The sequence below is a fragment of the Uliginosibacterium sp. 31-16 genome (genome assembly GCF_030730865.1).
In the GTDB taxonomy this organism is placed as follows: Bacteria; Pseudomonadota; Gammaproteobacteria; order Burkholderiales; family Rhodocyclaceae; genus Uliginosibacterium.
Window position 1 is genome coordinate 94,141 of the sequence record NZ_JAVALZ010000001.1, and the last position, 26,033, is coordinate 120,173.

The window sequence follows — 26,033 nt, forward strand, 5'->3', positions numbered from 1 at the left end:
CCCTGAGCCGGGCACGCTACCGCCCGCTTTGAAAGTGGCTTTTGCGAGCCGCGACCGCGTGCACGTTGATCAGCACTTCGGCGCCGCAGAGGGTTTCGTCCTCTACACGGTCGACGCCGAGCGTGCCCGGCTGGCCGGTGTGCTGGAGTTCGCGGCAGAAGCCATGGATGGCAACGAGAACAAGCTGGCAGAAAAGATTTCCGCTCTGGCAGGCTGCGCCGCCGTCTATTGCCTCGCCGTCGGCGGCTCGGCCGTGCGCCAGTTGCTCGCCGCCGGCATCCAGCCGATGAAGCTGGACGAAGCCGAAGCCATCGAGCCCATCCTGCAGGCCATCAGTTGCGGCGTGCGTGAAGGCGGCGTCACCTGGATCGACAAGGCCCTGCGCCAACACGCCGATGACGGCCGCTTCGAGCGCATGGCCGAGGAAGGGTGGCAGGAATGATCGAACGCCAGGGCAGGATCATCGCCATCCACGCAAATCACATGGAGCTCGCCGTGCAGCCCGAAGCCGCCTGTTCGGCCTGCGGCGCTCGTCAGGCCTGTCAGGGGGAGAAAAACCGCACCGTGCTGAGCCTGCCCCTGCAACCCGGCCTCGCGGCAGGCGATCAAGTCGCCCTGAGCATGGAGGCCGGCACACTGACACGCTCGGCCCTTCTGGCCTACCTGTTGCCGGCCATCACCCTGATCCTGGGTGCGCAGCTCGGAGATTGGATCGGCCGGAGCAACGTCTTCGCCATGAGCGGCGCCGCGCTTGGCCTGGCGGCCGGCCTGCTCGCCGCACGGCTACTGGCGGGCTTCTTCAGCCATGTCGAGCTGCAGCCCAATGTACACGCTTGTTTTCAGACCCCCACCCTTCGGAGCCCCGCACCATGAGCACGACCGACCCGCTTTTCGACACCGATTTCATGAAGGAAATGCTGCGCCAGGTGCGCGCACTGGACAGCTACGGCGTCTATGACGGCAAATCAGCCGAGCAATTGCTGGCCCCCTATGTGCTGAGCAAGGAGGCGCGCGCGGCCATCCCCATCCTGGGCGACCCGGACGCCGTCACCCTGTCGCGCGTACGCGCCTTCTACAACGCCATCGCCGTACTGGTCGAAAAAGAGTGCGGACAGATGGCCGTGCCGCTGGTGCATCTGTCGCACGAAGGCTTCGGACGCGTGCTGATCACGGTGGGCAAGCTCGTCGTACTGGACCGTGCATTGCGCGATGCGCACCGCTTCGGCTTCGAGAGCTTCTCGAAGATGAAGACGGAGGCCGACAAGCAGCTCGGTCTGGCCATCGAAATCGTTGGCCGCTACGCCGAAGTCGCCGGACTCTGAGGAGCACGGTCATGGACGAAGTGGCCCTGCGCGAACTGGACAAGGACGTCAAACGCCTGAAGCGGATCGCCTCGGAATGGGCAGGTCAGCTTCACGATCTGGTCGAAGACCGCCTGCCTGCGGCGTTTGAAGAAATTCCCGGAATATCCAAAAGCACTTACGAAGCCTGCAAGGCCTGGGCTGATGCAAACGCGCGTCTGCTCCATGCCCAGCGGGACGCCACACCCACCGAGACACCCTGATTCATCGACTTTCAACTCCCTGCTTATCACTCATATCTGGAGCTTTATCATGGCTGAAATCACCGGCATCACCCGTGGGGGCACGACCTGGACCCCCGAATTCGCCGTCGCCCTGGACGCCAAGAAATGCATCGGCTGTGGCCGTTGCTACAAGGTGTGCACGCGCAGTGTGCTCGAACTGATCGACCGTAGCGAAGAAGACATCTCGGAAGACGATGACGACGACAGCGAAAGCATTTCGTCCGTCATGTCACTGGCCGACGCCATGGACTGCACCGGTTGCGGCGCCTGTTCACGCGTCTGCCCGAAAGCCTGTTTCACCCACAGCGCAATGCCGGTCGGCGCCTGAGTAGCGATGCTGCGGGAGTGGCGCGCCGCTCCCGCAGACGTCCCGATTCATGCCGATGCTATGAACACCTGATCTGCAACCCGCCTGTAACCCGCCTGCAGCGTGCGTCTTCAGGCATCTACCCCGAAAACAGGCGCCCAGCCATCATCTCCAGCATGCCAGGCTGAAAACCATTTACAGAAGCGGCTCTTCGGGCATGGTCTGTACAAGCAGCGCACACTAATGAAAACGGCCATTTGCCCGCAATCGCGCGCAAATGGCCGTCGCTTCAAACTACAGGATGCTTACTGGTAGTATTTCTCGTACAGCGGTGCCGTACCGGTCACGCCTTCCAGCAGGTGCACGCGGTAGTCGTACTTGGCCTTGCGCGTCGCCTCACCGTTGTAGATGTAATCAGTGCTGGTCGCCACGCCCACCACCACACCGTTCTTCGGAGCCTTGCTCAGATCGAGGCAGGACTCACCGCTCTCCACCGGCTTGCTGTACACCGCCGTACCATCGGCAGCGCGATACGCCAGCTGGAAGCGCATGTTGTTGCCCAGCGGCTGGAAGTTCACGCGCACCTTGTTGCCACTCACCTTCAGCGGAATCTGGTTGGCGCCGCTCCAGCCAGGCAGGGTGTCGGTCGCCGGAATCAGCGTCGTGCCACTTTGCACCGTGGAAGCGTAGAAGCTCAGCTTGTGGCTGGTCTGCTTGTTCATGCCGCCGGCCGAACTCTCGGAGACGATGGTACGCGCCCAGTTGTCATTGATTGGCACCTTGAAGCCGGCAGTCCACTCGCCGAAATCAACCATCGCCTGACGCGCGCGATATTCGGCAATCAGGCTGCGGGTCTGTGCATCGCCCAGGCCATCAGCCAGCGAGGCAAGGATGTTGTTCTTGGTGCCCTTCTTCCAGATCCAGGCATTCGAGCCCTTGGAGAGGTAGAGCGCAATGAAGTGCGAGAAAGCCGCGTTGTACTGATTGCCGCCGAGGTATTCGCGCCAGGTGCCGATCTGCAGGCCGGCAGCCGTCTCCATGTGCACACCTTCAGCGTTCGGGCCGCCAAACGTGCCGTCCTGCAGCCAGCCGCTGTAGTTCTCGATCGGCATGTGCGGAGCCAGGAAGGGAGCGCCATCCAGGAAGCCCACACCCCGCACGCCCGTGCGATTGCCGGTCATGGTCATCTGCAGCCAGGTGTTGGAGCCTTCGTTGAACCAGGCCGCCTTGCCGCCCATGCTGGCCATGATGGCGTGAATGTATTCATGCGTCACGCCACCGAATTCGCTGGCGGTGATCACCGGGTAATACGACAGCAGCACCATCGGGTAGCCGTTGAGGCCGCTCTGCCAGCCGCCCTTCTCGGTGTTGGCGGCACTGTCGGTGCATAGCCCCGAACCGAACAGGTACACGTTGCTGAAGTAGCCTTGCTGCTGCAGCTTGTCGACCGGCCAGCCCATGACGTTGTGGATGTAATCAGCATCCTTGTTCATGCTGGCGAGCAGCGCATCGATGTGCGCATCGGTGATCGCTGGATTGCGGTTCTTGCCCCAGATGAAGGCAAAGCGGCCGGAGGTTTTGTAACCAGCGACCAGGCTGGCGTTACAGCCCAGATACAGCTTGAAGTTCGCCGGATTCACCGTGGCGTTGGTGGTGTCGGTCTTGATGTCGTAGTTCAGGTTCGGCGTGTAGCCCGGCGCCGTATAAGGCGAGCACTGTGCAGCCGTGCCGCCGCTGGAGCTGGAGGAAGAGCTGGAAGACGATGAAGAACTGGACGAGGAGCTGCTCGACGAGGAGCTGGAGGAAGAACTGCTGCTCGAAGAGCTCGATGAGGAGCTGCTGCTTGACGAGGAGCTGGAGCCCGAAGCACCACTGGGCACGGAGCATTCATTCACGCCTCCGGCAATACGCCCGCCAAAGGTGGACTCGTTGCACATGAACGAACCACTCAGCGATTTGTAGAGGAACACGCCGGACCGGCCGAACGCCACCTTGGTGACAGCCGCCACAGAGCAGCTTTTCCCTTCCTTGCAGATCGTGGTGTAGCCATTCGGGCGATTAGCCGCCGCTGCAGGAAAACTCAGCAGCGCGGCTGTCAGCCCCAGAAACAGGGATCTCAAAATCATCGAAGCCTCCAGATACAGAAATTCTCAGGCATCCCCGCGACGACGCACCCTGTCGCCGTGAAATGCCATCGGTTTTTTAGGAACACACATGCTCTGGGAGAACATCCCGGGTGTCCACGCAAAATCCTCTCAACTGCCGGTTCGCCCCGACATAAGGAGCCGGGCAGTCAGTCACCGCGCCGGCACCACCAGAGCCCCCACGGCCCGGACACGCGCCTCAGCGTGGCGCATGACGCTCTCCCCTGCAGGGCGGAAGTCCGCGCCGGGGCATTCTTGTCTGCTTTGAGACAAGGCTGTCTGACCTCTCCAGCATCTCCCGGCCCGGAGGGGTTTTCACGCTCCCGTCAATGTCGCAAGTGTGACAAGAGGCTCATCTCACTCCGCCACAAGACCCGCGCCCATACTCATTCTTCAGGCAGCACCCGGTGCGTGGCACATCCCTTGCATTAAGCCTTGTACCCAACAGGAGAGTGAGCAGGCTGACCCTGTTTCGTTACGGTTTCGAGACTCCCAGCCTGACCTGCCGAATCATCGTTGCGTTCATCGCACTGCCCGTTTGTCATCAAGGAGCCCGTCATGTGGGATTACACCGACAAGGTCAAGGAACACTTCTTCAACCCGCGTAACGCAGGCGTCCTCGAAAATGCCAATGCCGTTGGCGATATCGGCTCCATCCAGTGCGGCGATGCGTTACGCCTGATGCTCAAGGTCGAGCCCGAAACCGACGTCATCCTCGATGCGAGCTTCCAGACTTTCGGCTGCGGCTCGGCGATTGCGTCGAGCTCCGCGCTGACCGAAATCATCAAGGGCATGACGCTGGACGAGGCCTGGAAGGTCAGCAACCAGGACATCGCCGAGTATCTGGATGGTTTGCCGCCCGAGAAGATGCACTGCTCGGTGATGGGGCGTGAGGCGCTGCAGGCGGCGATCTCCAACTATCGCGGCGTCGAATGGAAAGACGATCACGAAGAGGGCGAGCTGATCTGCAAATGCTACGCGATTGATTCAAAGCTGATCGAGCAGGTGGTACGCGACAACGGCCTGAGCACGGTGGCCGAAGTCACCAACTACACCAAGGCCGGCGGCGCCTGTGCGGCCTGTCACGAGAAGATCGAAGACGCGCTGGTACGCATCCTCAAGGACACCGGCAAGGCGCCGGTGATCGAGCGCAGCATCCCCACGCAGCCCCCGGCCGCCGCCCCCGCCGTCCCCCCACTCGCCGCCGGCGACAAGCCGAAACTGACCAATCTGCAGCGCATGCGCCGGATCGAGGAAATCATCGAATCCGTGCGCCCCACGCTGCAACGCGACCATGGCGACATCGAGATCGTCGACATCATCGGCAAGAACATCTACGTCAATCTGAAGGGCGCCTGCATGGGCTGCGCGCTCGAAGCCGCGACGCTCGGCGGCATCCAGCAGAAGCTCTTCGAGGAGCTGGGCGAGTACGTGCGCCTGCTTCCAGCCAGCATGATGGAAATGAGCAACTGAACCCGCCAGACGCCACAGAGAGGCATCGCCATGAAACCCATCTATCTCGACAACAACGCCACCACCGCCTGTGATCCGGCGGTGGTCGAAGCCATGCTGCCATTTTTCACCGAGCAGTTCGGCAACGCTTCTTCCATCCACAGCTTCGGCAATCAGGTGGGTCAGGCGCTGAAGAAGGCGCGCGCGCAGATCCAGGCGCTGCTTGGCGCCGAGCAGGAGTCCGAGATCATCTTCACCTCGGGCGGCACCGAATCGGACAACACCGCCATCCTCTCCGCCTTGAAAGCGCAGCCCGAGCGCAATCAGGTGATCACCACGGTGGTCGAACACCCGGCCGTGCTGGCCCTGTGTGACCGGCTGGAGAAGGACGGCTACGTGGTGCACAAGCTGCGTGTGGATGGCCGGGGCCGCCTCGATCTGGACGAATACAAGTCGATGCTGAACGACCGCGTCGCCATCGTCTCGGCAATGTGGGCCAACAACGAGACCGGCACGATCTTTCCGGTCGAGCAGATGGCCGAGATAGCCCATGCCCGTGGCATCCAGTTTCACACCGATGCGGTGCAGGCGGTGGGCAAGATCCCGATCGACCTCAAGCGCAGCCAGATCGACATGCTCTCGCTGTCCGGCCACAAGCTGCACGGCCCCAAGGGCATCGGCGTGCTATACCTGCGGCGCGGCACGCGTTTTCGCAGCCTGATCCATGGTGGCCAGCAGGAACGCGGTCGCCGCCCCGGCACCGAGAACTCGCCCGCCATCATGGGTCTGGGCAAGGCGGCAGAACTAGTCATGCAGCACTTCGAAACCGAGAACAACGAAGTCCGCTACCTGCGCGACAAGCTGGAGAAAGGCATCCTCGCCAAGGTACCGCGCGCCTACCCGACCGGCGACCTGCACAACCGTCTGCCGAATACCAGCAGCATCGCCTTCGAGTTCGTCGAGGGCGAAGGCATCCTGTTGATGCTCAACAAACTGGGCATCGCCGCTTCCTCGGGTTCGGCCTGCACCTCGGGCTCGCTGGAGCCCTCGCATGTCATGCGCGCCATGGGCATTCCCTACACCGCCGCCCACGGCACGATCCGCTTCTCGCTGTCGCGCTACAACACGCTGGCAGAGGTGGAGCGGGTGATCGAAGCCGTGCCGCCGATCATCGCCCAGCTGCGCAAGATCTCGCCCTACTGGGGCGAAGCCGGCCCGGTGGCCGACCCGGAGAAAATGTTCGCGCCGGCCTACGGCTGAACAGGCTGAGCGCACATGGTCCGGAGGCGTCAGGCGCCTCCGGATAACCCCATGGCGGTGCCCCGGCTTGCCCAGACTGGTGCATGGCAGGTTTGAAACGCCCCTCGATCCGTTCTGAATCGGTCAAAAATCCATATTAATCAATCCCATGCAAGCGCAGGCACGCAGCCTGCATCGTTTCAGGGATGAGCCAGAACATCCCGCCCCGGAACAGTGCCAGCATCGACCCCGACGCCATCCAGCGCGTGGTCAAGGTGCGGCGCGACTACAACACCTGGGTCGCCAACGAGAGCATTGAGGACTACGCCCTGCGCTACACGCCCAAGAGCTTTCGCAAGCTCTCGGAATGGCAGGTGGCGAACACCGCGTTTGGCGCAGCCGCCTTTCTGGTGCTGGAGGCCGTCGGGGCGACCCTGCTGGTCAATTACGGATTCACCAACGCCGCGCTCGCCATCCTCGCCACCGGGCTGATCATCTTCCTGTGTGGCACCCCGATCAGCTTGTACGCCGCGCGCTACGGGCTGGACATGGATCTGCTCACGCGCGGTGCGGGCTTCGGTTATATCGGCTCGACCATCACCTCGCTGATCTACGCCAGCTTCACCTTCATCTTCTTCGCGCTCGAAGCGGCGGTGATGGCCTATGCGCTGGAACTCGCCTTCGACATTCCGCCGGCCTGGGGCTACCTGCTGTGCGCACTCGCGGTGATTCCACTGGTGACCCACGGCGTGACCATGATCAGCCGCCTGCAGCGCCTCACCCAGCCGGTATGGCTGATCCTGCTGGCCCTGCCCTTCATCTTCGTGCTCGCCAAAAACCCCGGCGTTCTCGGCGAACTGAGTCAGTACGCCGGCACCAGAGGCGAAGGTGGCGGCTTCAACATGCATCTGTTCGGCGCCGCGCTCACCGTGGGCATTGCGCTGATCACCCAGATGGGCGAGCAGGTCGATTACCTGCGCTTCATGCCGGCACGTACAGAGAGCAATCGCAAAAGCTGGCTCGCCGCCGTGCTGGTCGGCGGGCCGGGCTGGGTGCTGATGGGCGTGGCCAAGATGCTGGGCGGCTGCCTGCTGGCGTATCTGGCAATCCGCAACTCGGTGCCGATCGACCGGGCCGTCGACCCGAACCAGATGTACCTCGTCGGTTTCGAGGCCGTGTTCAGCCATCCCGGCTGGGCCGTGGCGGCCACCGCGCTGTTCGTGATCATTTCGCAGCTCAAGATCAACGTCACCAATGCCTACGCGGGCTCACTGGCGTGGAGCAATTTCTTCGCCCGCCTCACCCACAGCCACCCCGGCCGCGTGGTGTGGATGGTGTTCAACACCGTCATCGCGCTGATGCTGATGGAGCTGGACGTTTTTCAGGCGCTGGGGCAGGTGCTTGGGCTGTATTCCAACATCGCGATTGCCTGGCTGGTGGCGGTTGTCGCCGATCTGGTCATCAACAAGCCACTGGGCCTGTCGCCCCCGGGCATCGAATTCAAGCGCGCGCATCTCTACGACATCAACCCGGTGGGCGTGGGTGCCATGCTGATTGCGTCAACGCTGTCGATCATGGCCTACCTCGGCGCTTTCGGCGCCAACGCGCAGGCCTTCGCCAGCTTCATCGCGCTGGCGACAGCGCTGATGGCTTCGCCACTGATTGCCTGGGCGACCGGGGGCAAGTATTACCTCGCGCGCAAGCCTGATATTTGTGGTGGTGGCGCCCCTCCTCAAACCCCTCCCGACCTCCCCTTGACAGGGGAGGAGCAAACCAAGCCGAGCCTGATCGAACACCCTCCCCTGTCAAGGGGAGGGCTGGGGAGGGGTTTAAATGCTCGCACCTGCGTCATCTGCGAGCGCGCCTATGAAGGTGACGACATGGCGCATTGCCCGGCGTATCAGGGCCACATCTGCTCGCTGTGCTGCTCGCTGGATGCGCGCTGCCACGATCTGTGCAAGCCCGATGCGCGATTGTCCGCACAGTGGTCAGCCGGAATGCGCCACCTCCTGCCGCGCCCGATGTGGCCCTACATCGACAGCGGGCTGGGCCACTACCTGTTGCTGATGGGCGCCGTGGTCGCAGGCCTCGCCGCCCTGCTCGGCGTGCTGTATTACCAGCAGGCCCAGACGCTCGCCGATCCCGTGCTGCTGCCCGCATTGAGATCCGGTTTCATCAAGGTGTTCAGCGTCCTGCTGCTGGCCAGCGGCATCATCGCCTGGTGGCTGGTGCTCACCCACAAGAGCCGCCAGGTGGCGCAGGAGGAGTCCAATCGCCAGACCCATCTGCTGATGCGCGAGATCGCCTCCCACCAGCAGACCGACGAAGCCCTGCAGGAGGCCAAGCGCATCGCCGATGCGGCCAATCAGGCCAAGAGCCGCTACATCACCACCATCAGTCACGAGCTGCGCACGCCGCTGAACTCGATCCTCGGTTACGCCCAGATACTCGATGGCGACCCGACCATCCCCAGCCATCGCCAGCAGGCGATCCGCGTGATCCGCCGCAGCGGCGATCATCTCCTGTCTTTGATCGAGGGCACGCTGGACATCGCCCGCATCGAAGGCGGCAAGCTCAGCCTGGACACCCGCGCCATCGATTTCCGCGCGTTGCTCGAACAGCTCGTCCAAATGTTCAGCCTGCAGGCCGAGCACAAGGGTCTCGCCTTCGATTACCAGTGCGCCAGCGAACCGCCCGCCGTGGTGCGGGCCGACGAAAAGCGCCTGCGCCAGATCCTCATCAACCTGCTCGGCAACGCGGTGAAATTCACCCGCGAGGGCGGCGTTAAATTCCGCCTGCGCCACAGCCGTGACATGGCCACCTTCGAGATCGAAGACAGCGGCCCCGGCATCACCCCCGAGGAACTGGAGCGCATCTTCGAGCCCTTCTCGCGCGGCAGCAGTGCGCAAAGCACCAGCGGCACCGGACTTGGGCTGACCATCGCACGCATGCTCACCGATCTGATGGGCGGCGAACTCACCGTGAAGAGCACGCCCGGCAGCGGCACGCTGTTCACCGTGCGCCTGTTCCTGCCGCAAGTGCATGCTGCTCAGGCCGCGCAGGAACTGCCCCGGCGCCATTACACGGGCTATGCCGGCGAACGCCGGCGCATCCTGATCGTGGACAACGAAGCCACCGACCGCGAACTGCTCGCCAGCGTGCTCGCACCGCTCGGCTTCGAGCTGGATCAGGCCGCCTCCGGCATCGAATGCCTGGAGGTGCTGCCGCGCTTCCAGCCGCACCTCATCTTCATGGATCTGGCCATGCCCGGCATCGACGGCTGGGAGACCATCCGCCGCATCCGCGCCGGCAAGCTGAGCGAAGCGAAGATCGCCATCCTCTCGGCGAATGCCTTCGACAAGGGCCTGGAGAACGACGCCGGCATCCCCACCGAGGACTTCATCCTCAAACCCTTCAAGGTGGCCGAGCTGCTCGAATGGCTGGGCCACAAGCTGGCGCTGGAATGGCTGGAGACCGCCCGCGAAGCCGCGCCGGACGGACTTATGCAGACCATGCCCCGGGAAGCCGCGCCCGCATTGCCTGCGCGCGAGCTCCTCGAACAGCTCGCCCATCAGCTCAACCTCGGCTACGTGCGTGGCGTGCACGCCGTGCTGGACCGGATCGCCACCGATGCCACCGGCCAGCGCTACGCCGAGCCGCTTCGAAAAATGCTCATGGATTTCGAACTGGACACCATGACGACACTCATCAAGAGGGATCTCGATGCCGCCACTTGCCATTGACCGCAGCAACACCAACATCGTGCTGATTGTCGATGACGTACCGGACAACCTCTCGGTGCTGCACGATGCGCTGGACGAGTCCGGCTACTCGGTGCTGGTCGCCATCAACGGCGAATCGGCGCTGACCCGCGCGCGCCAAAGCCTGCCGGACATCATCCTGCTCGACGCGATGATGCCCGGCATGGACGGCTTCGAAGTGGCCCGGCGGCTGAAAGCCGATTTCGCCACGGCTCACATCCCGATCATCTTCATGACCGGCCTGACCGAAACCGAGCACATCGTCGCCGCCTTCAAGGCCGGCGGCACCGATTACGTAACCAAGCCCGTGCGCACCGGCGAAGTCATCGCCCGCATCGCCACGCATCTGGCCAGCGCCCGCCAGATGACCCAGGCCCGCAGCGCTCTTGATGCCTTCGGCCAGGCCACGCTGTCGGTAGTCCCGGAGACCGGGCGGATCACCTGGCAGACGCCGCTCGCGCGCGACCTGATCGGGCGCTACTTCAACATCCACATCGAACTCGTCCCGCCCATCGTGCGCAACTGGCTGCGCGCCAGCATCGACAGCCTGCGCAAGCAACCGGGCGTGCCGCTGCAGCCGCTCAACGTGATCCAGGCCGCCAGCCGCGTGATCTTCACCCTGCACAGCCAGAGCAACGAAGATGAATGGCTGCTGGTGCTGCGCGAGGAAAGCGACGCGGCCCAGATCGAAGCGCTGATCTCGGCCTTCAGCCTGACCCGCAAGGAAGCCGAGGTGCTCTACTGGGTGTGCAAGGGCAAGACCAGCCCGGACATCGGCGACATCCTCGGCTCCAGCCCGCGCACGGTGAACAAGCACCTCGAACACATCTACGAAAAGCTCGGCGTGGAAACCCGCACGGCGGCAGCCAATCTGGCGCAGGAAAAATTGCGGCGCTGAACAGCACACCCCGCCAAGCCTCATGCAGCGGACGTCTACAGGCAGGCATTCCGGAGAGCCAATACCGAAGAGCTTTTCTGGCATGCCAGCCTGCAAACCAAGACTGGAAGCGGCTCTCCAGACATGCTGAGCGTGCCGACTTCAGCGAAAGTCTCTAGCCCTGCCGCAAACGCCACAGCACATCCAGCACATGCTGCGTGGGGCGCTCGATGCTGCCCGTGCGGTGGGCGATCCCCAGCTCGCGCCACAAGGCCGGGCGCAGCGGGCGCATGGCTATGCGCGGGTCCGGCTGCAGGGCGCTGGCTTCGTGCGGCAGCAGCGAGGCACCATAGCCTGCAGCAACCAGACTCTTGATGGCATCGTTGTAATTGAGCTGGATGCGCGGCACGGGATGCTGGCCGCCGACCGCGAACCACTCGGTCGTGATACGGGCGAGCCGGGTGCTCGCATCGTTGAGGATGAGCGGCCGGGCAGCCAGCCAGGCCGGCGAAATGCGGGCCGGCGCCGGCCAGTCAGCTGGCATGAAGGCCAGCACCGGATCGCGGCGCCAGGGCTCGACAAGCAGCCCCGCCACCGGCGACTGCGGCAGCGCGACAAGACCGGCATCGAGTGAGCCTGCCACAAGCCGGGCCAGCGTTTCCTGCGACGTCAGCACGGCCACCTGCACATCGATGCCGGGATGCTGCTGCCCAAGGATTTCCAGCGCCTGCGGGAGCAGATGAGCGATGACACCGGTGGAGGCGCCGATCCGCACACGGCCTCCGGTGCCCTGCACCTGACGCTGCACATCATCCAGCGCCAGTTCGGTGTCGGCGAGCAGGCGACGGGCATGCTTCAGCAGGGTTTCACCAATGGAAGAAGGCTGCACCTGGCCACGCTTGCGCGACAGCAGGGGCGCGCCAATGCGCTCTTCGAGCTCGGTAATGTGCAGGCTGACCGTAGGCGGCGCCAGGTTCAGGCTCCGGGCGGCCGCGGCAAAGGAGCCAAGGTCGGCAATGGCAACGAAGGTCCGCAAGCGGTCCAGACTGATTTCACGCACACCGCCTCCTTGTTCAGAAAACCTGAACATAAAAGTCATTAAATTCAACTTTTCTTATTTTAAGCGTGACCGGAAGATTGCGCCGTTGTCTTTCTCATCACCACGATTCGCGGAGGATCTTCCAGCATGTCTTCTCCCACCATTTTCATTGACGGCGACCAGGGCACAACCGGCCTGCAGATCCACGAGCGCCTGCGGCAGCGGACGGATCTGCAGCTTTTCACGCTGCCGGCCGCGGAACGCAAGGATTCAGGACGGCGCGCCGAGGCCATCAACGCCTGCGACATCGCGATCCTGTGCCTGCCGGACGAAGCCGCACGGGAGGCCGTTCTGGCCGTAAGAAACCCCTCCGTGCGGGTGATTGATGCCAGCTCGGCCCACCGCACTTCGCCGGGCTGGGTCTACGGTTTTCCCGAGATGTGCGCCGGACAGCCGGAGCTCATCGCGCAAGCACAGCGGGTGAGCAATCCCGGCTGCTACCCCACCGGCGCCATCGGCTTGCTGCGCCCGCTGATCGAGGCCGGCCTCCTGCCGCGCGACTACCCGGTGAGCATTCATGCAGTGTCGGGCTACTCGGGCGGCGGGCGCCCTGCGGTAGACGCGCACGAAGGTGCTGACGCCACCCGTGCGCTGCCGTTCAGGATCTACAGCCTCGCCCTCGATCACAAGCATCCTCCGGAGATCCGGCATTACACGGGGCTCGCCCAGCGCCCGGTGTTCGTGCCCGCATATGGCAATTTCCGGCAGGGCATCGTGCTGACCGTGGCACTGGAAACCCGCCTTCTGCCAGCAGGCGTGAGTGGCGAAGCACTGCATGCCGGTCTGGCATCCCGTTACGCCGGGGCGCCCCATGTGAAGATCGTGCCATTTGCGGACGCACAGCGCATGACACATCTGGACCCGCAGATGCTCAACGGCAGCAACGACATGGAACTGGGCGTCCTGAACAATGCCGAACACGGGCAGATCCTCCTGTTCGCCGTATTCGACAATCTCGGCAAGGGCGCAGCAGGCGCGGCCGTGCAGAATCTCGACCTGATGCTCGCGCGAGGCTGACATGGCACCGACCCGATACCTCTCCGGACGCCATTCCTGAAGACAACCGCGGATCACAGATCCGTGTGCCAGCCCAGTGAACTCGTTTGATTCTTGCTTGTCTGAAGGTCTGTACGGCACAGGAGGATGAATGATGGCAGCTCAGGCATTCGGGTCCGACCGCCCCAAGGGCATCCTGATCGACCTTGCCGGTGTGCTGCACACCGGCAATACGCCCATTCCACGTTCACTCGCGGCACTGCACTACCTGCGGCGGGCGAAGATCCCGCTGCGCTTCCTGACCAACACCACGCGCAGCCCACGCACCAGCATCGTGCGCATGCTTGCCGGGATGGGCTTTGACGTGGAGGAATCCGAAATCATCACCGCCGTGCACGCCACCCGCCAGCATGTACAGGCCCGAGGCCTGCACCCGCACTGGCTGGTGCATCCGGACGTGCGCGACGAAGTCGGCCCGGACGCCACGGAGCCCAACGTCGTGCTGCTCGGCGACGCCGGCCCGCACTTCAGCTTCGAAGCGATGAACACCGCCTTCCGCCTGCTCATGCGCGGCCTGCCGCTGATTGCCATGGCGCGCAACCGCTATTTCCAGGAAGCCGACGGACTCACCCTCGACATGGGCGCCTACGTCACCGCCCTCGAATACTCCGCTGGCGTGCAGGCAACGATCATCGGCAAGCCGGCCCCCGCCTTCTTCGCGGCAGCACTCGCAGACATGAATGCCGCCGCCGAAGATGCACTGATGATCGGCGACGACCTGCGCGACGACGTGCAGGGCGCACAGGCTGCGGGCATCCGCGCCATCCTCGTGCGCACCGGTAAATACCGCCCGCAGGATGAAACCGCCCCCGGCGAGCGGCCGGCACTGATCGCCGACGACTTCGCCGCCGCAGTCTCCGCCATCCTCGGCGACAGCAGCCTGCGCCTGCCGACAACCTGAGTGGCATGAGGGGCAGCAATACCACCCGCAGGAATGCTGGCTTGATATGATCGGGCGGAGATCGGCCGGGGAGGACGGCCGCTGTGCGAGCCGAACGCGGGCATTCGTAGGGTGGGTTCGGAGCGCAGCGACAACCCACCATCAAAGCTTGGCAAGGTTCATGGTGGGTTGCTTCGCGAACTCTTCCTACCTGATTTACCCACCTTACGCGCCACCTTTATTCGTTATGCATCGTATTCCAGACAATGTAGTCCGACGCCTTTTGCCAGTCTAATTATTGGCTCTGCCTTTTCAAGATGATTGTAAAAAACGACGTTTGTATCATCCCAAGAGGCTACGATTATGCAATCAAACTCTGGCAACAGGACGACTTGGGTTGGCGCCTTCTTGGGATCAAACCTACATTGCCGCAAGAATCCGTCTCTATCCAAATACTCTTTGAACACTCTTTTTGATTTGTGCGGCCACCTGCCACGAGAGCGAATTGTAAAAACTGGTGTTGCATCGAAAATTGCTGCCCAATGGTTAAGAAATTTCCGATCGCGGTTTATTCTTTCTGGCCCCTCAAAGCAATCCATCAAGTGCCATTCGCTTTCGTCACGAAGCCAATGATCAAATACTGAAATTGCGGCCTTCCCCATTCCATTCGGCTTTACCTCTAAGACCGCCTCCAAATCGGGAAACAGGGCTTCAAGGGATGCCTGAACCTCCTTGCTTGCTTTCCTAAAAAGCCTCATAGCATGCCTAACGAGTGTGTAGAAAAACCTACCGGAACCCGCATCCTGCCGCGAACGATTTGTCATTGCAAGACTCCAAGTCGTGTTGACTTGGGAGGCTTGCGGATGGCACGCTACAAACACATCGACACCAGCCCGCGCTTTCTCGCGGTGGATCTGGAGAAACAAAGCCTTGTAGCCTTGTAAGGGCGGGTCATTGACCCGCGCTGACAACCCGTTCGTTCTGGCAGGATTCACCTATTCCGCGCGGGTTACGCCTACGGCTAACCCGCCCTACGCCTGAACGCTTGCTTTTCAACTTCCCGACCGACCGTCCGCTACAGGTCGAAATCGCCTCCCCCCTGAAGAGCCTCACCCTGTCTGCCTCTCCCGCCCCCCTGCCTGAAGGACAAGGCTTCACGCGGCTCTTCAGGCACGCCGCCGGGCGCGCCTCCCCCCTCTCAAGGCCGTAACCCAGCCTTGTAGGGTGCGCACCGCGCACGCGGAACCCATGTTCTATCCTCGCTCGGCGTTTTTATCTTCCACGGCGAAGGATGCTTTTTGGGAATGGTGCGCAATGCGCACCCTACGAATTGAACTTCTGCTTCCCTGTTTTCTGACGGTCCGCACCGGGTCGAAAGCCCCCTCCCCGCACACCCGCACCATGCCTGCCTCTCCCGCCCCCCCTGCCCAACCCCATTAAGAGTCAAGCGCCAAACCCTATCAATTGGCGTCATTCCGGCGAAGGCCGGAATCCAGCGTAGCAGGGAAAGTCTCTGGATCCCGGCCTACGCCGGGATGACGGCAATGGACTCACTTAATGGCATTGAAACCCTGCCTGAAGAACAAGGCGGGGCGCGGCTCTTCGAGCATGCCGCCGAGCGCCCCTTCGTCCTCAGCACTCATTGCTCAATCCTCTGCCGCAGGCAGCCACTACGCACTCTGACGTATTCAAGCCAAGAGGCTGACTCCCTACAGTGGCATCACGCGGCAAGGACATGCCGCCAGCACACCACCAATTCGCAAGGGAGCCTCACATGCAATCTCGTCGCAGCTTCATCAAGGTCTCGGCCCTTTCCGCCGCCATGGCGCTGGCCGGTCTCGCATCCTTCGGCGTGTCTGCCGCCGAAACCATCAAGGTGGGCGTGCTGCACTCGCTCTCCGGCACGATGGCCATTTCCGAAACCGTGTTGAAAGACACTGTGCTGATGGCGATTGATGAAATCAACGCCAAGGGCGGCGTGCTCGGCAAGAAGCTGGAGCCGGTGGTGGTCGATCCGGCCTCCAACTGGCCGCTGTTCGCCGAAAAGGCCCGCCAGCTGATCTCCAAGGACAAGGTTGCGGTGACCTTCGGTTGCTGGACCTCGGTGTCGCGCAAGTCGGTGCTGCCGGTGTATGAAGAACTGAACTCGCTGCTGTTCTACCCGGTGCAGTACGAAGGTGAAGAGCTGTCGAAGAACGTGTTCTACACGGGCGCTGCACCGAATCAGCAAGCCATTCCGGCCGTGGAATACCTGATGAGCAAGGACGGCGGCGGCGCCAAGCGCTTCGTGCTGCTGGGCACCGACTATGTGTATCCGCGCACCACCAACAAGATCCTGCGCGCCTTCCTGAAGAGCAAGGGCGTGGCGGATGCGGACATCATGGAGGAATACACCCCCTTCGGTCACAGCGATTACCAGACCATCATCGCCAAGATCAAGAAGTTCTCCTCCGAAGGCAAGAAGACTGCTGTGGTGTCGACCATCAACGGCGACTCCAACGTGCCCTTCTACAAGGAACTGGGCAACCAGGGCCTGAAGGCGACCGACGTGCCGGTGGTGGCTTTCTCGGTGGGTGAAGAAGAACTGCGCGGCGTGGATACCAAACCGCTGGTGGGCCACCTGGCCGCCTGGAACTACTTCATGAGCATCAAGAACCCGACCAACACCGCGTTCGTGAAGCAATGGAGCGACTACGCCAAGGCCAAGGGCATCGCCGGCCACAAGGACAAGCCGCTGACCAATGACCCGATGGAAGCCACTTACATCGGCATCAAGATGTGGGCCCAGGCGGTCGAGAAGGCCAAGAGCACCGATACCGACAAGGTGATCGCCGCGATGGCCGGCCAGACCGTGAAGGCCCCGGGCGGTTTCGTCTCCACCATGGACCCGAAGAACCACCACCTGCACAAGCCGGTGTTCATCGGCGAGATCAAGGCGGATGGTCAGTTCAAGGTGGTGTGGAAGACGCCGGGCCCGGTCAAGGCTCAACCCTGGAGCCCGTTCGTTGAAGGCAACGACAAGAAGAAGGATGAGCCGGAGAAGAAGTAATCCGGAAGTCGTCTGCTGTTGAATCAAGGGCGTCATTCCGGCGAAAGCCGGAATCCAGAACGAAGCTCCGCAAGAGCGCTGGATCCCGGCTTTCGCCGGGATGACGCCTGTCTCGTTTGACCCATCGCGTCACCATGCCACGAGCCGCCATGACCTTCATGCGCCCCACCTTCCTCGCACTGCTGACGCTGGTCGTTTGCGTAGTCAGTCCGGCCAGCTTCGCAAAACCCGCCCCCGAACTGGTGCTCCAGCTCGCTACCGGCGACAACGACGCCAAGGTCGCCGCGCTCTATGCGATTGCCGGCAGCGCCGATCCGGAAGCCCTGCCTATCCTCGAAGCGTTGCGCGACGACACGCTCAAGTCGCTCGGTGGCAAGCAGGCCATCATTTACGATGGCGAAACCGCCATTGATGCCGTCACCGGCGCGAAGCTCGCCAAAGTGCCGGACGAACTCGAAGATGTGGTCAGCAACAACCGCGTCACCAATGCGCTTGAAGGTGCGCTCGCCGCGCTCGACCTGATTTCGCCGGACAAGGCGCTGCGCCTTGCTGCGGTGAAGAAACTGCAGGACTCGGCCAACCCGGCCATCCTGCCTTTGCTGGACAAGGCCCTGGCTGTTGAGACCGATCCACAGACCATCACGCTGCTGCGCCTGACCCAGGCAGCGGCGCAATTGCAGCATCCTGACAAGGCAACGCGGCTGGCCGCCATTGAGACGCTGGGCGCCAGCGGCGAGCCGAACGCCAAACAACTACTCGCCGCCCTGCTGGAAAAGGACGGAGCGAACTACAAGGAAGCTGACGAGAGCGTACGCGTCGCTGCGCAGCAAGGCATCAACAGCATCAACTCGCATCTCAAGCTTGGCGAGACTCTTGGCGGGCTGTTTACCGGCCTGTCGCTGGGCAGCATCCTGCTGCTCGCCGCGCTGGGACTGGCGATCACCTACGGCCTGATGGGGGTGATCAACATGGCCCACGGCGAGCTGATCATGATCGGAGCCTACGCCGCCTACGCCGTACAGAATGTCATCCGCGCCCACGCACCGGGCCTGTTCGAGTATTACCCGCTGATCGCCATTCCGGTGGCATTCATGGTCTCTGCGCTGGTTGGCGTGCTGATGGAGCGTCTGGTCATCCGCTTCCTCTATGGCCGCCCGCTGGAGACCTTGCTGGCCACCTGGGGCATCAGCCTGATGCTGATCCAGGCCGTGCGCAGCCTCTTCGGGGCGCAAAACGTGATGGTCGAAAACCCGGCATGGCTGTCCGGGGGCATCCAGGTGATGGGCAACCTGATCCTGCCTTACAACCGCCTCGCCATCATCGCCTTCGCCGTGCTGGTCGTACTCGGCATGGGTCTGATCCTCACCCGTACGCGGCTGGGCCTGTTCGTGCGTGCCGTCACCCAGAACCGCCAGATGGCGAGCTGTGTGGGCGTCGCAACACCACGCGTCGATACCGTGGCCTTTGCACTCGGCTCAGGCATCGCCGGGCTGGCCGGTTGCGCACTGAGCCAGGTTGGCAATGTCGGGCCAGATCTCGGACAAGGCTACATCATCGATTCCTTCATGGTCGTGGTGCTCGGCGGCGTCGGCCAGCTTGCCGGCACGGTGTATGCCGCGCTGGGCCTCGGTGTGCTCAACAAGCTGCTGGAAGGATTCGCCGGCGCAGTGCTGGCCAAGATCGCCGTGCTCGTCTTCATCATCATCTTCATCCAGAAGCGTCCTCAGGGACTGTTCGCGGTGAAGGGCCGGTTTGTGGAGCAATAAGAAGATCATGGAAAAAACCCTCACTTCCCGCCTCTTCGGCCCCAAAGCATGGGCCGCACTGGCCGCCTTCTCGGCCGTGACGCTGATCCTCGTGCCGATCCTCAATCTGCTCGTGCCGGAAGGCAGCGCGCTGCACCTCTCGACTTACTGGGTGACACTGATCGGCAAGATCATGTGCTACGCCATCGTGGCGCTGGCCATGGATCTGGTGTGGGGCTATACCGGCATTCTCTCGCTGGGTCACGGCATTTTCTTCGCGCTGGGTGGTTACGGCATGGGCATGTACCTGATGCGCGCCATCGGCCGCGAGGGTAACTACCAGAGCGATCTGCCGGACTTCATGGTCTTCCTGAACTGGAAAGAGCTGCCCTGGTACTGGCAAGGTACCGAGCACTTCCTGTGGGCCATGCTGCTGGTGGTCGTCGTGCCGGGGCTGCTGGCCTTCATCTTCGGCTACTTCGCCTTCCGCTCGCGCATCAAGGGGGTGTATTTCTCGATCATCACCCAAGCCATGACTTATGCCGCGATGCTCCTGTTCTTCCGCAACGAAACCGGCTTCGGCGGCAACAACGGCTTCACCGACTTCAAGCGCATCCTCGGCTTTCACATCACCGCACCGGAGACCCGCATCGTGCTCTTCGGGCTCACCGCCACAGCACTGATCGGTTTTCTGCTGCTGGGCCGCTACATCGTCAGCAGCAAGCTCGGCCGCGTGCTCGCGGCAATTCGGGACGCCGAGTCACGCGTGATGTTCTCCGGCTACAACCCGCTGCCCTACAAGCTCTTCATCTGGACCGTATCCGCCGTGATCTGCGCGATAGCGGGCGCACTGTATGTGCCACAGGTGGGCATCATCAACCCGGGTGAAATGAGCCCGGCCAACTCGATCGAGATCGCCATCTGGACCGCCGTGGGCGGGCGCGGCACCCTGATCGGCCCGCTGATCGGTGCCGGCCTCATCAACGGCGTGAAGAGCTATTTCACCGTGGCCTTCCCCGAATACTGGCTGTATTTCCTCGGTCTGATCTTCATCCTCGTCACCCTGTGGCTGCCGCGCGGCGTGGTCGGCCAGATCCAGACTTATTTCAGCAAGCAGGAGAAGCGCGCATGAACGCCGCCCTCGCCATCGACAAGAAACCCGGCCTGCCGATCTCCGGCGCCGAGAGTGCATTTGACCGGGCAGTGGGCCTGGAGCGCCCGGTGGATGCCAGCCAGCTCGACACCACCCACGGCGTGATCCTTTATCTCGAAGGCATCACCGTGTCTTTCGACGGTTTCAAGGCCATCAACAATCTGAACCTCGCCATCGACAAGGGCGAGCTGCGCTCCATCATCGGCCCCAACGGCGCCGGCAAGACCACCATGATGGACGTGATTACCGGCAAAACACGGCCCAGTGCCGGCACCGCCTTCTTCGGCCAGACCATCGACCTGACCAAACTCAACGAGGCGCAGATCGCCCACACCGGCATCGGCCGGAAATTCCAGAAACCCACGGTTTTTGAAGAGCTGAGCGTCTTCGAGAACCTCGAACTGGCAATGAAAACCGACAAGGGCATCTGGTCGAGCCTGTTCTTCAAACTCAGCGGTGAAGCGCGCAGCAAGATCGAACAGAAGCTCGAACTCATCCGCCTCAAGGATCAGGCCCATCGGCCCGCCGGCTTGCTCTCGCACGGCCAGAAGCAATGGCTGGAAATCGGCATGCTGCTCATGCAGGAGCCACTTCTGCTCTTGCTGGATGAACCTGCTGCCGGCATGACGGATGAGGAAACCGAGCGCAGCGGCGAGCTGTTTCTGGAACTCGCCGGCGACTACACCCTGGTGGTGGTCGAGCACGACATGGATTTCATCAAGCAGATCTCCGCGCGCAACGGCAAGGTCACCTGCCTGCACGAAGGTAGCGTGCTGGCTGAAGGTTCGCTTGAGCAGGTGCAGAACGATGAACGCGTAATTGAGGTGTATCTCGGCCGCTAGCCGGGATATGTAGGGTGCGCACTGCGCACCGCATGGATGGTGCGCAGTGCGCACCCTACGGAACGAATATGCTGACCATCGACAACCTCAACCAGTACTACGGCGGCAGCCATACCCTGCGCGGCGTGTCGCTCGCCTTGAAGCAAGGTGAAATCACCACCCTGCTGGGCCGCAACGGGGTGGGCAAAACCACGCTCCTCAAATGCCTGATGGGCCTGCTGCCGGTAGCCAAGGGCTCTGTGCTTTTTGACGGCAAGGACATCACCAAGGCCGCGCCCTACACCCGCGCCGGGCTGGGCATGGCCTATGTGCCGCAGGGACGCGAAATCTTTCCGCGCCTCACGGTGGAAGAGAATTTGCTGATGGGACTCGCCAATGGCAAGGCCTCGCGTGGCGTGCCAGCCTACATCTACGAGATGTTCCCCGTTTTGCGCGACATGCTCAAGCGCCGTGGCGGCGACCTCTCCGGCGGTCAGCAACAGCAGCTCGCCATTGGCCGGGCGCTGGTCATGCGTCCCAAACTGCTGATCCTCGATGAACCAACCGAAGGCATCCAGCCCTCTATCATCAAGGACATCGGCGCCGCGATCCGCAAACTGGCCGAAGGTGGCGAAATGGCCATCCTGCTGGTCGAACAGTATTATGATTTCGCCGAGTCGCTGGCCGATCAGTACGCAGTCATGGCACGCGGCGAGATCGTCAAGGCCGGGCCGGGCAGCGAGATGCAGGAACAGAATGTGAAGTCACTCGTCGCGATTTGAGCGATTGGTGACCATAGGGTGGGTTGGCGAAGCGTAACCCACCGGTTGTAAAGCATGCAGGCGCAAAGCGCCCGGAAAAATCAGGATCGGTGCGTTACGCTTCGCTAACGCACCCTACGCAAACCCGCGAAAACCGTGAACGCAGTTACCGAAGCTTCCCTTCCGCACTCCCATCAGCACGGCTGGCAAGCCTCGCTTGCCCTGCGCGTGGAGAGCCGCACGGGCCGCAGCGTGCTGGCGCAGAACCGGCACCAGGGCCCGCTGCGCGTGCAGAAGGCGCTCTACCCGGAAGGCGATGGCGTGTGCCAGATCCTGATGCTGCACCCGCCTGCCGGCATCGCCGGGGGAGATCAGCTGCGCATCGATCTTGAGGTCGGCACAAACGCCCACGCCCAGCTCACCACCCCAGGCGCGGGCAAGTGGTACAAGAGCCTCGGCCCGCTGGCCACGCAGGACATCACGCTGAACGTCGCTGCCGGCGGCAAGCTGGAATGGCTGCCGCAGGAAGTCATCGTTTTCGATCAGGCCAAGGCCCGTTCCTCGACGACCATCAGCCTCGCCGAAGGGGCTCGCGCCATCGGCTGGGACATCCTGTGCCTCGGGCGGCAGGCCAGCGGCGAAGCTTTCAATACAGGCTCATTCCGCCAGCGCTTGCGCCTGCAGCGACCGGACGGCACGCCGCTGTGGCAGGAAAGCATGCATCTGCAGGGCAATGACACAGCCATGCGCTCCGCTGTCGCCCTGAATGGCTACAGCACTTTCGGCACGCTATGGCTTGCCGGCATCACGCCAGATGCGGCCCTGATCGAGGCGCTGCGCGCACTCACCATTAGTTCTGGCACATATGGGCTATCTGCCTTGCCGCAAACCACGATCATTCGTGCCATGTCAGACTCTGCTGAAGCAATCCGTCAATATTTTGAAGCGGTCTGGGCGCTGGCCCGTCCCCAACTCATTCACCGCGAGGCTGTCCCCCCGCGCATCTGGAGCACCTGAATGGAACTCACACCCCGCGAAAAAGACAAGCTCCTGATCTTCACTGCCGGTCTGCTTGCCGAGCGCCGCAAGGCCCGTGGCCTGAAGCTGAATTACCCGGAATCCGTCGCCTTCATCAGCGCCGCGATCATGGAAGGCGCGCGCGATGGCAGGAGCGTGGCCGAGCTGATGCATTACGGCACCACGCTGCTGAGTCGTGCCGATGTGATGGACGGGATCGCCGAAATGATCCCCGAGATCCAGGTCGAGGCGACTTTTCCTGACGGCACGAAACTCGTCACCGTCCATAATCCAATCATCTGAATTCAAACCAAGGAGACTCCCATGAAACGTATCCTGATTGCGCTCTGCGCCCTGCTGCCCGCCCTCGCCTTTGCCCACATCGGCGCGGACGCCGGTATCCACCACGGCTCCGCCTTCATCATGGGTCTCACCCATCCTTTCACCGGGCTGGATCACATGGCGGCGATGATCACCGTGGGCGTGTGGAGCATGCTGGCCTTTCGCCACAGCCCGCGCGCCGCACTGACGGCCCCTGCTGCCTTTGCTTGCCTGCTGCTGGTCGGTGGCCTGCTCGGTTTCGCAGGCATCGCCTTTGGCGGGGTTGAGCCGATGATCGCCGCCTCGCTGCTGGTACTGGGCCTGATGGTGGCCTTGCGCGTGAAGCTGCCCGCCGCAGTCGGTGCGCTGATCGTTGGCGCCTTCGCGATTTTCCACGGCATCGCCCACGGCGCCGAGTTGCCCGCAGAGCGCGCCGCAGCGGCCCTCTCCGGCATGGTTCTGGGCACGCTCATCCTGCATGTTTCCGGCATGACCCTGGCTCGCTTCGGTCTGGAGCGCAATGTATGGCTGCCGCGCATCGCGGGTGCCGGCGTAGCCCTGTTTGGCCTGAGCCTGCTGACCGCCTGATCTGTTCTGTTGCGGGTACCTCCTCCCTCGCCATTGAGGGAGGCGGGCCCGGCTCGCCCCAAGCATGAAGAAAGGAATGCGATGATCCCCGGAGAATTGCTCGTTGCCGAGGGCGAACACACCCTCAATGCTGGTCGCCGCAGCCTCACGCTGAGCGTTGCGAACACCGGCGACCGGCCGATCCAGGTCGGTTCGCACTACCACTTTGCCGAAACCAATGCCGCGCTGAGCTTTGACCGTGCAGCAGCGCACGGCATGCGCCTGAATATAGCCAGCGGCACCGCGGTGCGCTTCGAGCCCGGCCAGAGCCGCACGGTGGAGCTGGTGGACTACGCCGGCGAGCGCAAGGTGTATGGCTTCCGCGGCCTCGTGCAAGGCGCGTTGTAATTCGTAGGGTGCGCATTGCGCACCATTGATTGAATCGATGTCTCGGTGCGCAATGCGCACCCTACGGGGAATCAAAATGGCAACCATCTCCCGCCGCGCCTATGCGGAAATGTTCGGCCCCACCGTCGGTGATCGCCTGCGGCTGGCCGATACCGACCTGATCATCGAAGTCGAGAAGGACTTCACCCTCCTCGGCGAGGAAGTGAAGTTCGGCGGCGGCAAGGTGATCCGCGACGGCATGGGCCAGAGCCAGCTGCCCGCCGCGGAAGTGGCCGACACCGTGATCACCAACGCGCTGATCATCGACCACTGGGGCATCGTCAAGGCCGACATCGGCATCAAGAACGGCTACATATCCGGCATCGGCAAGGCCGGCAATCCGGATGTGCAGCCAGGTGTGACCATCGCCATCGGTGCGGCCACCGAAGTGATCGCCGGCGAAGGCCAGATCATCACCGCCGGCGGCATCGACACCCACATCCACTTCATCTGCCCGCAGCAGATCGATGAAGCGCTCATGAGTGGCGTGACCACCATGATCGGCGGCGGCACCGGGCCAGCCACGGGGACGTTTGCCACCACCTGCACGCCCGGCCCCTGGCACATCGCGCGCATGCTGCAGGCAGCGGATGCCTTTCCGATGAACCTGGGCTTTCTCGGCAAGGGTAATGTGAGCCTGCCCGGCCCGGCGGCTGAGCAGATCGAAGCCGGTGCGATTGGTTTGAAGCTGCACGAGGACTGGGGCACCACCCCGGCAGCCATCGACAACTGTCTGGCGGTCGCCGAAAAGTATGACGTTCAGGTTGCAATCCACTCCGACACCCTCAACGAATCCGGCTTCGTGGAAGACACCGCAGCAGCCTTCAAGGGCCGCACCATCCACACCTTCCACACCGAGGGCGCCGGCGGCGGCCACGCGCCGGACATCGTCAAACTCGCCGGCATGAAGAACGTGCTGCCCAGCTCGACCAACCCGACGCGCCCCTACACGGTGAACACCATCGACGAGCATCTGGACATGCTGATGGTCTGCCACCACCTTGATGCCTCGATTGCCGAGGACGTGGCCTTTGCCGAATCGCGCATCCGCCGCGAGACCATCGCCGCCGAAGACATCCTGCACGACATCGGCGCGCTGTCGATGTTCTCGTCCGACTCGCAGGCCATGGGCCGCGTGGGCGAAGTGATCATCCGCACCTGGCAGACCGCGCACAAGATGAAGCAGCAGCGCGGGGCGCTCCCTGGTGACGGCGCGAACAACGACAACTTCCGCGCCAAGCGCTACATCGCCAAGTACACCATCAACCCGGCCATCGCCCACGGCATCAGCCATGTGGTCGGCTCAGTGGAGGTCGGCAAGTTCGCCGACCTGGTCGTCTGGCGTCCGGCCTTCTTCGGCGTAAAGCCCAGCACCATCATCAAGGGCGGCATGATCGCCGCCGCCGCGATGGGCGATGCGAACGCCTCGATCCCCACGCCGCAACCGGTGCACTATCGCCCGATGTTCGGTGCCTTCGGCGGCGGACTGAAGACCTCGCTGACTTTCGTATCGCAAGCGGCACTGGACAAGGGCACGCTCGCCGGGCTGGGTCTCGCCAAACCGTTGGTCGCAGTGAAGAACATTCGCAACGTCCAGAAGAGCGACATGATCCACAACGACTGGTGCGGCGACATTCAGGTTGACGCGGAAACCTATCAGGTGCGCGCCGATGGCGAGCTGCTGACTTGCGAACCAGCGACCAGCCTGCCGATGGCGCAAAGATATTTTCTGTTTTAACCGCCGTCATCCCG

24 protein-coding genes are annotated in these 26,033 nt (G+C 62.7%); 21 read left to right on the forward strand and 3 right to left on the reverse strand.

Annotated elements, in window-relative coordinates; genetic code table 11:
* Nucleotides 1-34 precede the first annotated feature (34 nt).
* Genes Q9Q94_RS00440 through fdxB form a run of 5 tightly spaced genes read left to right on the forward strand, consistent with a single transcriptional unit; the run spans nucleotide 35 to nucleotide 1,913 of the window.
* Nucleotides 35-442, forward strand: a complete 408-nt coding sequence (locus tag Q9Q94_RS00440; RefSeq protein ID WP_305978046.1) for a NifB/NifX family molybdenum-iron cluster-binding protein — start codon at nucleotides 35-37, stop codon at nucleotides 440-442.
* Nucleotides 439-873 (forward strand): SoxR reducing system RseC family protein, encoded by a 435-nt coding sequence (locus Q9Q94_RS00445; RefSeq protein ID WP_305978047.1) that lies wholly within the window; start codon nucleotides 439-441, stop codon nucleotides 871-873. Before Q9Q94_RS00440 ends, Q9Q94_RS00445 begins: the two co-directional genes overlap by 4 nt.
* Complete coding sequence (locus tag Q9Q94_RS00450; protein WP_305978048.1) at nucleotides 870-1,322, forward strand: NifX-associated nitrogen fixation protein; 453 nt, start codon at nucleotides 870-872, stop codon at nucleotides 1,320-1,322. The genes Q9Q94_RS00445 and Q9Q94_RS00450 overlap by 4 nt, the downstream gene beginning before the upstream one ends.
* Nucleotides 1,323-1,333: 11 nt before the next feature.
* Complete coding sequence (locus Q9Q94_RS00455; protein WP_305978049.1) at nucleotides 1,334-1,564, forward strand: CCE_0567 family metalloprotein; 231 nt, start codon at nucleotides 1,334-1,336, stop codon at nucleotides 1,562-1,564.
* Between the two features lie 49 nt (nucleotides 1,565-1,613).
* Nucleotides 1,614-1,913 (forward strand): ferredoxin III, nif-specific, encoded by a 300-nt coding sequence (gene fdxB, locus Q9Q94_RS00460; RefSeq protein WP_305978050.1) that lies wholly within the window; start codon nucleotides 1,614-1,616, stop codon nucleotides 1,911-1,913.
* 284 nt (nucleotides 1,914-2,197) lie between these two features.
* Here fdxB and Q9Q94_RS00465 read toward each other — a convergent pair whose 3' ends face one another.
* Nucleotides 2,198-4,018, reverse strand: a complete 1,821-nt coding sequence (locus tag Q9Q94_RS00465; protein WP_305978051.1) for a hypothetical protein — start codon at nucleotides 4,016-4,018, stop codon at nucleotides 2,198-2,200.
* A gap of 576 nt (nucleotides 4,019-4,594) precedes the next feature.
* On the opposite strand from Q9Q94_RS00465, the gene nifU reads away from it, so the two are divergent.
* From nifU to Q9Q94_RS00485, 4 genes are all read left to right on the forward strand, one after another.
* A complete protein-coding gene (nifU, locus tag Q9Q94_RS00470) occupies nucleotides 4,595-5,509 on the forward strand; it encodes a Fe-S cluster assembly protein NifU (protein WP_305978052.1) in 915 nt (304 codons plus the stop codon).
* Nucleotides 5,510-5,539: 30 nt separating this feature from the next.
* Complete coding sequence (nifS, locus tag Q9Q94_RS00475; RefSeq protein WP_305978053.1) at nucleotides 5,540-6,748, forward strand: cysteine desulfurase NifS; 1,209 nt, start codon at nucleotides 5,540-5,542, stop codon at nucleotides 6,746-6,748.
* A gap of 185 nt (nucleotides 6,749-6,933) precedes the next feature.
* The gene (locus tag Q9Q94_RS00480; RefSeq protein WP_305978054.1) at nucleotides 6,934-10,470 is read left to right on the forward strand and encodes an ATP-binding protein; all 3,537 of its coding nucleotides are present in this window, start codon (nucleotides 6,934-6,936) and stop codon (nucleotides 10,468-10,470) included.
* Nucleotides 10,451-11,386 (forward strand): response regulator transcription factor, encoded by a 936-nt coding sequence (locus Q9Q94_RS00485; RefSeq protein WP_305978055.1) that lies wholly within the window; start codon nucleotides 10,451-10,453, stop codon nucleotides 11,384-11,386. Before Q9Q94_RS00480 ends, Q9Q94_RS00485 begins: the two co-directional genes overlap by 20 nt.
* 154 nt (nucleotides 11,387-11,540) lie before the next feature.
* On the opposite strand, the gene Q9Q94_RS00490 is transcribed toward Q9Q94_RS00485, so the two are convergent.
* Complete coding sequence (locus Q9Q94_RS00490) at nucleotides 11,541-12,425, reverse strand: LysR family transcriptional regulator (protein ID WP_305978056.1); 885 nt, start codon at nucleotides 12,423-12,425, stop codon at nucleotides 11,541-11,543.
* A 126-nt stretch (nucleotides 12,426-12,551) separates the two neighbouring features.
* On the opposite strand from Q9Q94_RS00490, the gene argC reads away from it, so the two are divergent.
* Both argC and Q9Q94_RS00500 read left to right on the forward strand, forming a co-directional pair.
* Nucleotides 12,552-13,481: an N-acetyl-gamma-glutamyl-phosphate reductase gene (gene argC / locus Q9Q94_RS00495; RefSeq protein WP_305978057.1), complete on the forward strand. Its 930-nt coding sequence runs from the start codon at nucleotides 12,552-12,554 to the stop codon at nucleotides 13,479-13,481.
* Nucleotides 13,482-13,611: 130 nt separating this feature from the next.
* Complete coding sequence (locus Q9Q94_RS00500; protein WP_305978058.1) at nucleotides 13,612-14,421, forward strand: TIGR01458 family HAD-type hydrolase; 810 nt, start codon at nucleotides 13,612-13,614, stop codon at nucleotides 14,419-14,421.
* Nucleotides 14,422-14,645: 224 nt separating this feature from the next.
* Here Q9Q94_RS00500 and Q9Q94_RS00505 read toward each other — a convergent pair whose 3' ends face one another.
* The gene (locus Q9Q94_RS00505; protein WP_305978059.1) at nucleotides 14,646-15,224 is read right to left on the reverse strand and encodes a hypothetical protein; all 579 of its coding nucleotides are present in this window, start codon (nucleotides 15,222-15,224) and stop codon (nucleotides 14,646-14,648) included.
* Nucleotides 15,225-16,174: 950 nt separating this feature from the next.
* On the opposite strand from Q9Q94_RS00505, the gene urtA reads away from it, so the two are divergent.
* The 10 genes from urtA to ureC all read left to right on the forward strand — a co-directional run bounded on the left by urtA (nucleotide 16,175) and on the right by ureC (nucleotide 26,019).
* Nucleotides 16,175-17,449: an urea ABC transporter substrate-binding protein gene (gene urtA, locus Q9Q94_RS00510; protein WP_305978060.1), complete on the forward strand. Its 1,275-nt coding sequence runs from the start codon at nucleotides 16,175-16,177 to the stop codon at nucleotides 17,447-17,449.
* 149 nt (nucleotides 17,450-17,598) lie between these two features.
* On the forward strand, nucleotides 17,599-19,215 hold the full coding sequence (gene urtB, locus Q9Q94_RS00515; protein ID WP_305978061.1) for an urea ABC transporter permease subunit UrtB: 1,617 nt from the start codon (nucleotides 17,599-17,601) through the stop codon (nucleotides 19,213-19,215).
* Nucleotides 19,216-19,222: 7 nt separating this feature from the next.
* Nucleotides 19,223-20,326 (forward strand): urea ABC transporter permease subunit UrtC, encoded by a 1,104-nt coding sequence (gene urtC / locus Q9Q94_RS00520; protein WP_305978062.1) that lies wholly within the window; start codon nucleotides 19,223-19,225, stop codon nucleotides 20,324-20,326.
* Nucleotides 20,323-21,189, forward strand: coding sequence for an urea ABC transporter ATP-binding protein UrtD (urtD, locus tag Q9Q94_RS00525; RefSeq protein WP_305978063.1), 867 nt, complete (start codon nucleotides 20,323-20,325; stop codon nucleotides 21,187-21,189). The genes urtC and urtD overlap by 4 nt, the downstream gene beginning before the upstream one ends.
* 68 nt (nucleotides 21,190-21,257) lie before the next feature.
* A complete protein-coding gene (urtE, locus tag Q9Q94_RS00530) occupies nucleotides 21,258-21,950 on the forward strand; it encodes an urea ABC transporter ATP-binding subunit UrtE (RefSeq protein ID WP_305978064.1) in 693 nt (230 codons plus the stop codon).
* Nucleotides 21,951-22,085: 135 nt separating this feature from the next.
* Complete coding sequence (locus tag Q9Q94_RS00535; RefSeq protein WP_305978065.1) at nucleotides 22,086-22,946, forward strand: urease accessory protein UreD; 861 nt, start codon at nucleotides 22,086-22,088, stop codon at nucleotides 22,944-22,946.
* The gene (gene ureA / locus Q9Q94_RS00540) at nucleotides 22,947-23,249 is read left to right on the forward strand and encodes an urease subunit gamma (protein WP_305978066.1); all 303 of its coding nucleotides are present in this window, start codon (nucleotides 22,947-22,949) and stop codon (nucleotides 23,247-23,249) included.
* 21 nt (nucleotides 23,250-23,270) lie between these two features.
* The gene (locus Q9Q94_RS00545) at nucleotides 23,271-23,855 is read left to right on the forward strand and encodes a HupE/UreJ family protein (protein WP_305978067.1); all 585 of its coding nucleotides are present in this window, start codon (nucleotides 23,271-23,273) and stop codon (nucleotides 23,853-23,855) included.
* 81 nt (nucleotides 23,856-23,936) lie between these two features.
* A complete protein-coding gene (locus Q9Q94_RS00550; protein ID WP_305978068.1) occupies nucleotides 23,937-24,242 on the forward strand; it encodes an urease subunit beta in 306 nt (101 codons plus the stop codon).
* A gap of 76 nt (nucleotides 24,243-24,318) precedes the next feature.
* Nucleotides 24,319-26,019, forward strand: coding sequence for an urease subunit alpha (gene ureC, locus Q9Q94_RS00555; protein ID WP_305978069.1), 1,701 nt, complete (start codon nucleotides 24,319-24,321; stop codon nucleotides 26,017-26,019).
* The last annotated feature ends 14 nt before the right edge of the window (nucleotides 26,020-26,033 follow it).

What these genes read in the sequence shown, in the direction of transcription:
- Q9Q94_RS00445 (WP_305978047.1), top strand. Translation starts at nt 439, where the DNA reads ATGATCGAACGCCAGGGCAGGATCATCGCCATCCACGCAAATCACATG.
- Q9Q94_RS00450 (WP_305978048.1), top strand. Translation starts at nt 870, where the DNA reads ATGAGCACGACCGACCCGCTTTTCGACACCGATTTCATGAAGGAAATG.
- Q9Q94_RS00455 (WP_305978049.1), top strand. Translation starts at nt 1,334, where the DNA reads ATGGACGAAGTGGCCCTGCGCGAACTGGACAAGGACGTCAAACGCCTG.
- fdxB (WP_305978050.1), top strand. Translation starts at nt 1,614, where the DNA reads ATGGCTGAAATCACCGGCATCACCCGTGGGGGCACGACCTGGACCCCC.
- Q9Q94_RS00465 (WP_305978051.1), bottom strand. Translation starts at nt 4,018, where the DNA reads ATGATTTTGAGATCCCTGTTTCTGGGGCTGACAGCCGCGCTGCTGAGT.
- nifU (WP_305978052.1), top strand. Translation starts at nt 4,595, where the DNA reads ATGTGGGATTACACCGACAAGGTCAAGGAACACTTCTTCAACCCGCGT.
- nifS (WP_305978053.1), top strand. Translation starts at nt 5,540, where the DNA reads ATGAAACCCATCTATCTCGACAACAACGCCACCACCGCCTGTGATCCG.
- Q9Q94_RS00480 (WP_305978054.1), top strand. Translation starts at nt 6,934, where the DNA reads ATGAGCCAGAACATCCCGCCCCGGAACAGTGCCAGCATCGACCCCGAC.
- Q9Q94_RS00485 (WP_305978055.1), top strand. Translation starts at nt 10,451, where the DNA reads ATGCCGCCACTTGCCATTGACCGCAGCAACACCAACATCGTGCTGATT.
- argC (WP_305978057.1), top strand. Translation starts at nt 12,552, where the DNA reads ATGTCTTCTCCCACCATTTTCATTGACGGCGACCAGGGCACAACCGGC.
- Q9Q94_RS00500 (WP_305978058.1), top strand. Translation starts at nt 13,612, where the DNA reads ATGATGGCAGCTCAGGCATTCGGGTCCGACCGCCCCAAGGGCATCCTG.
- Q9Q94_RS00505 (WP_305978059.1), bottom strand. Translation starts at nt 15,224, where the DNA reads ATGACAAATCGTTCGCGGCAGGATGCGGGTTCCGGTAGGTTTTTCTAC.
- urtA (WP_305978060.1), top strand. Translation starts at nt 16,175, where the DNA reads ATGCAATCTCGTCGCAGCTTCATCAAGGTCTCGGCCCTTTCCGCCGCC.
- urtB (WP_305978061.1), top strand. Translation starts at nt 17,599, where the DNA reads ATGACCTTCATGCGCCCCACCTTCCTCGCACTGCTGACGCTGGTCGTT.
- urtC (WP_305978062.1), top strand. Translation starts at nt 19,223, where the DNA reads ATGGAAAAAACCCTCACTTCCCGCCTCTTCGGCCCCAAAGCATGGGCC.
- urtD (WP_305978063.1), top strand. Translation starts at nt 20,323, where the DNA reads ATGAACGCCGCCCTCGCCATCGACAAGAAACCCGGCCTGCCGATCTCC.
- urtE (WP_305978064.1), top strand. Translation starts at nt 21,258, where the DNA reads ATGCTGACCATCGACAACCTCAACCAGTACTACGGCGGCAGCCATACC.
- ureA (WP_305978066.1), top strand. Translation starts at nt 22,947, where the DNA reads ATGGAACTCACACCCCGCGAAAAAGACAAGCTCCTGATCTTCACTGCC.
- Q9Q94_RS00545 (WP_305978067.1), top strand. Translation starts at nt 23,271, where the DNA reads ATGAAACGTATCCTGATTGCGCTCTGCGCCCTGCTGCCCGCCCTCGCC.
- Q9Q94_RS00550 (WP_305978068.1), top strand. Translation starts at nt 23,937, where the DNA reads ATGATCCCCGGAGAATTGCTCGTTGCCGAGGGCGAACACACCCTCAAT.
- ureC (WP_305978069.1), top strand. Translation starts at nt 24,319, where the DNA reads ATGGCAACCATCTCCCGCCGCGCCTATGCGGAAATGTTCGGCCCCACC.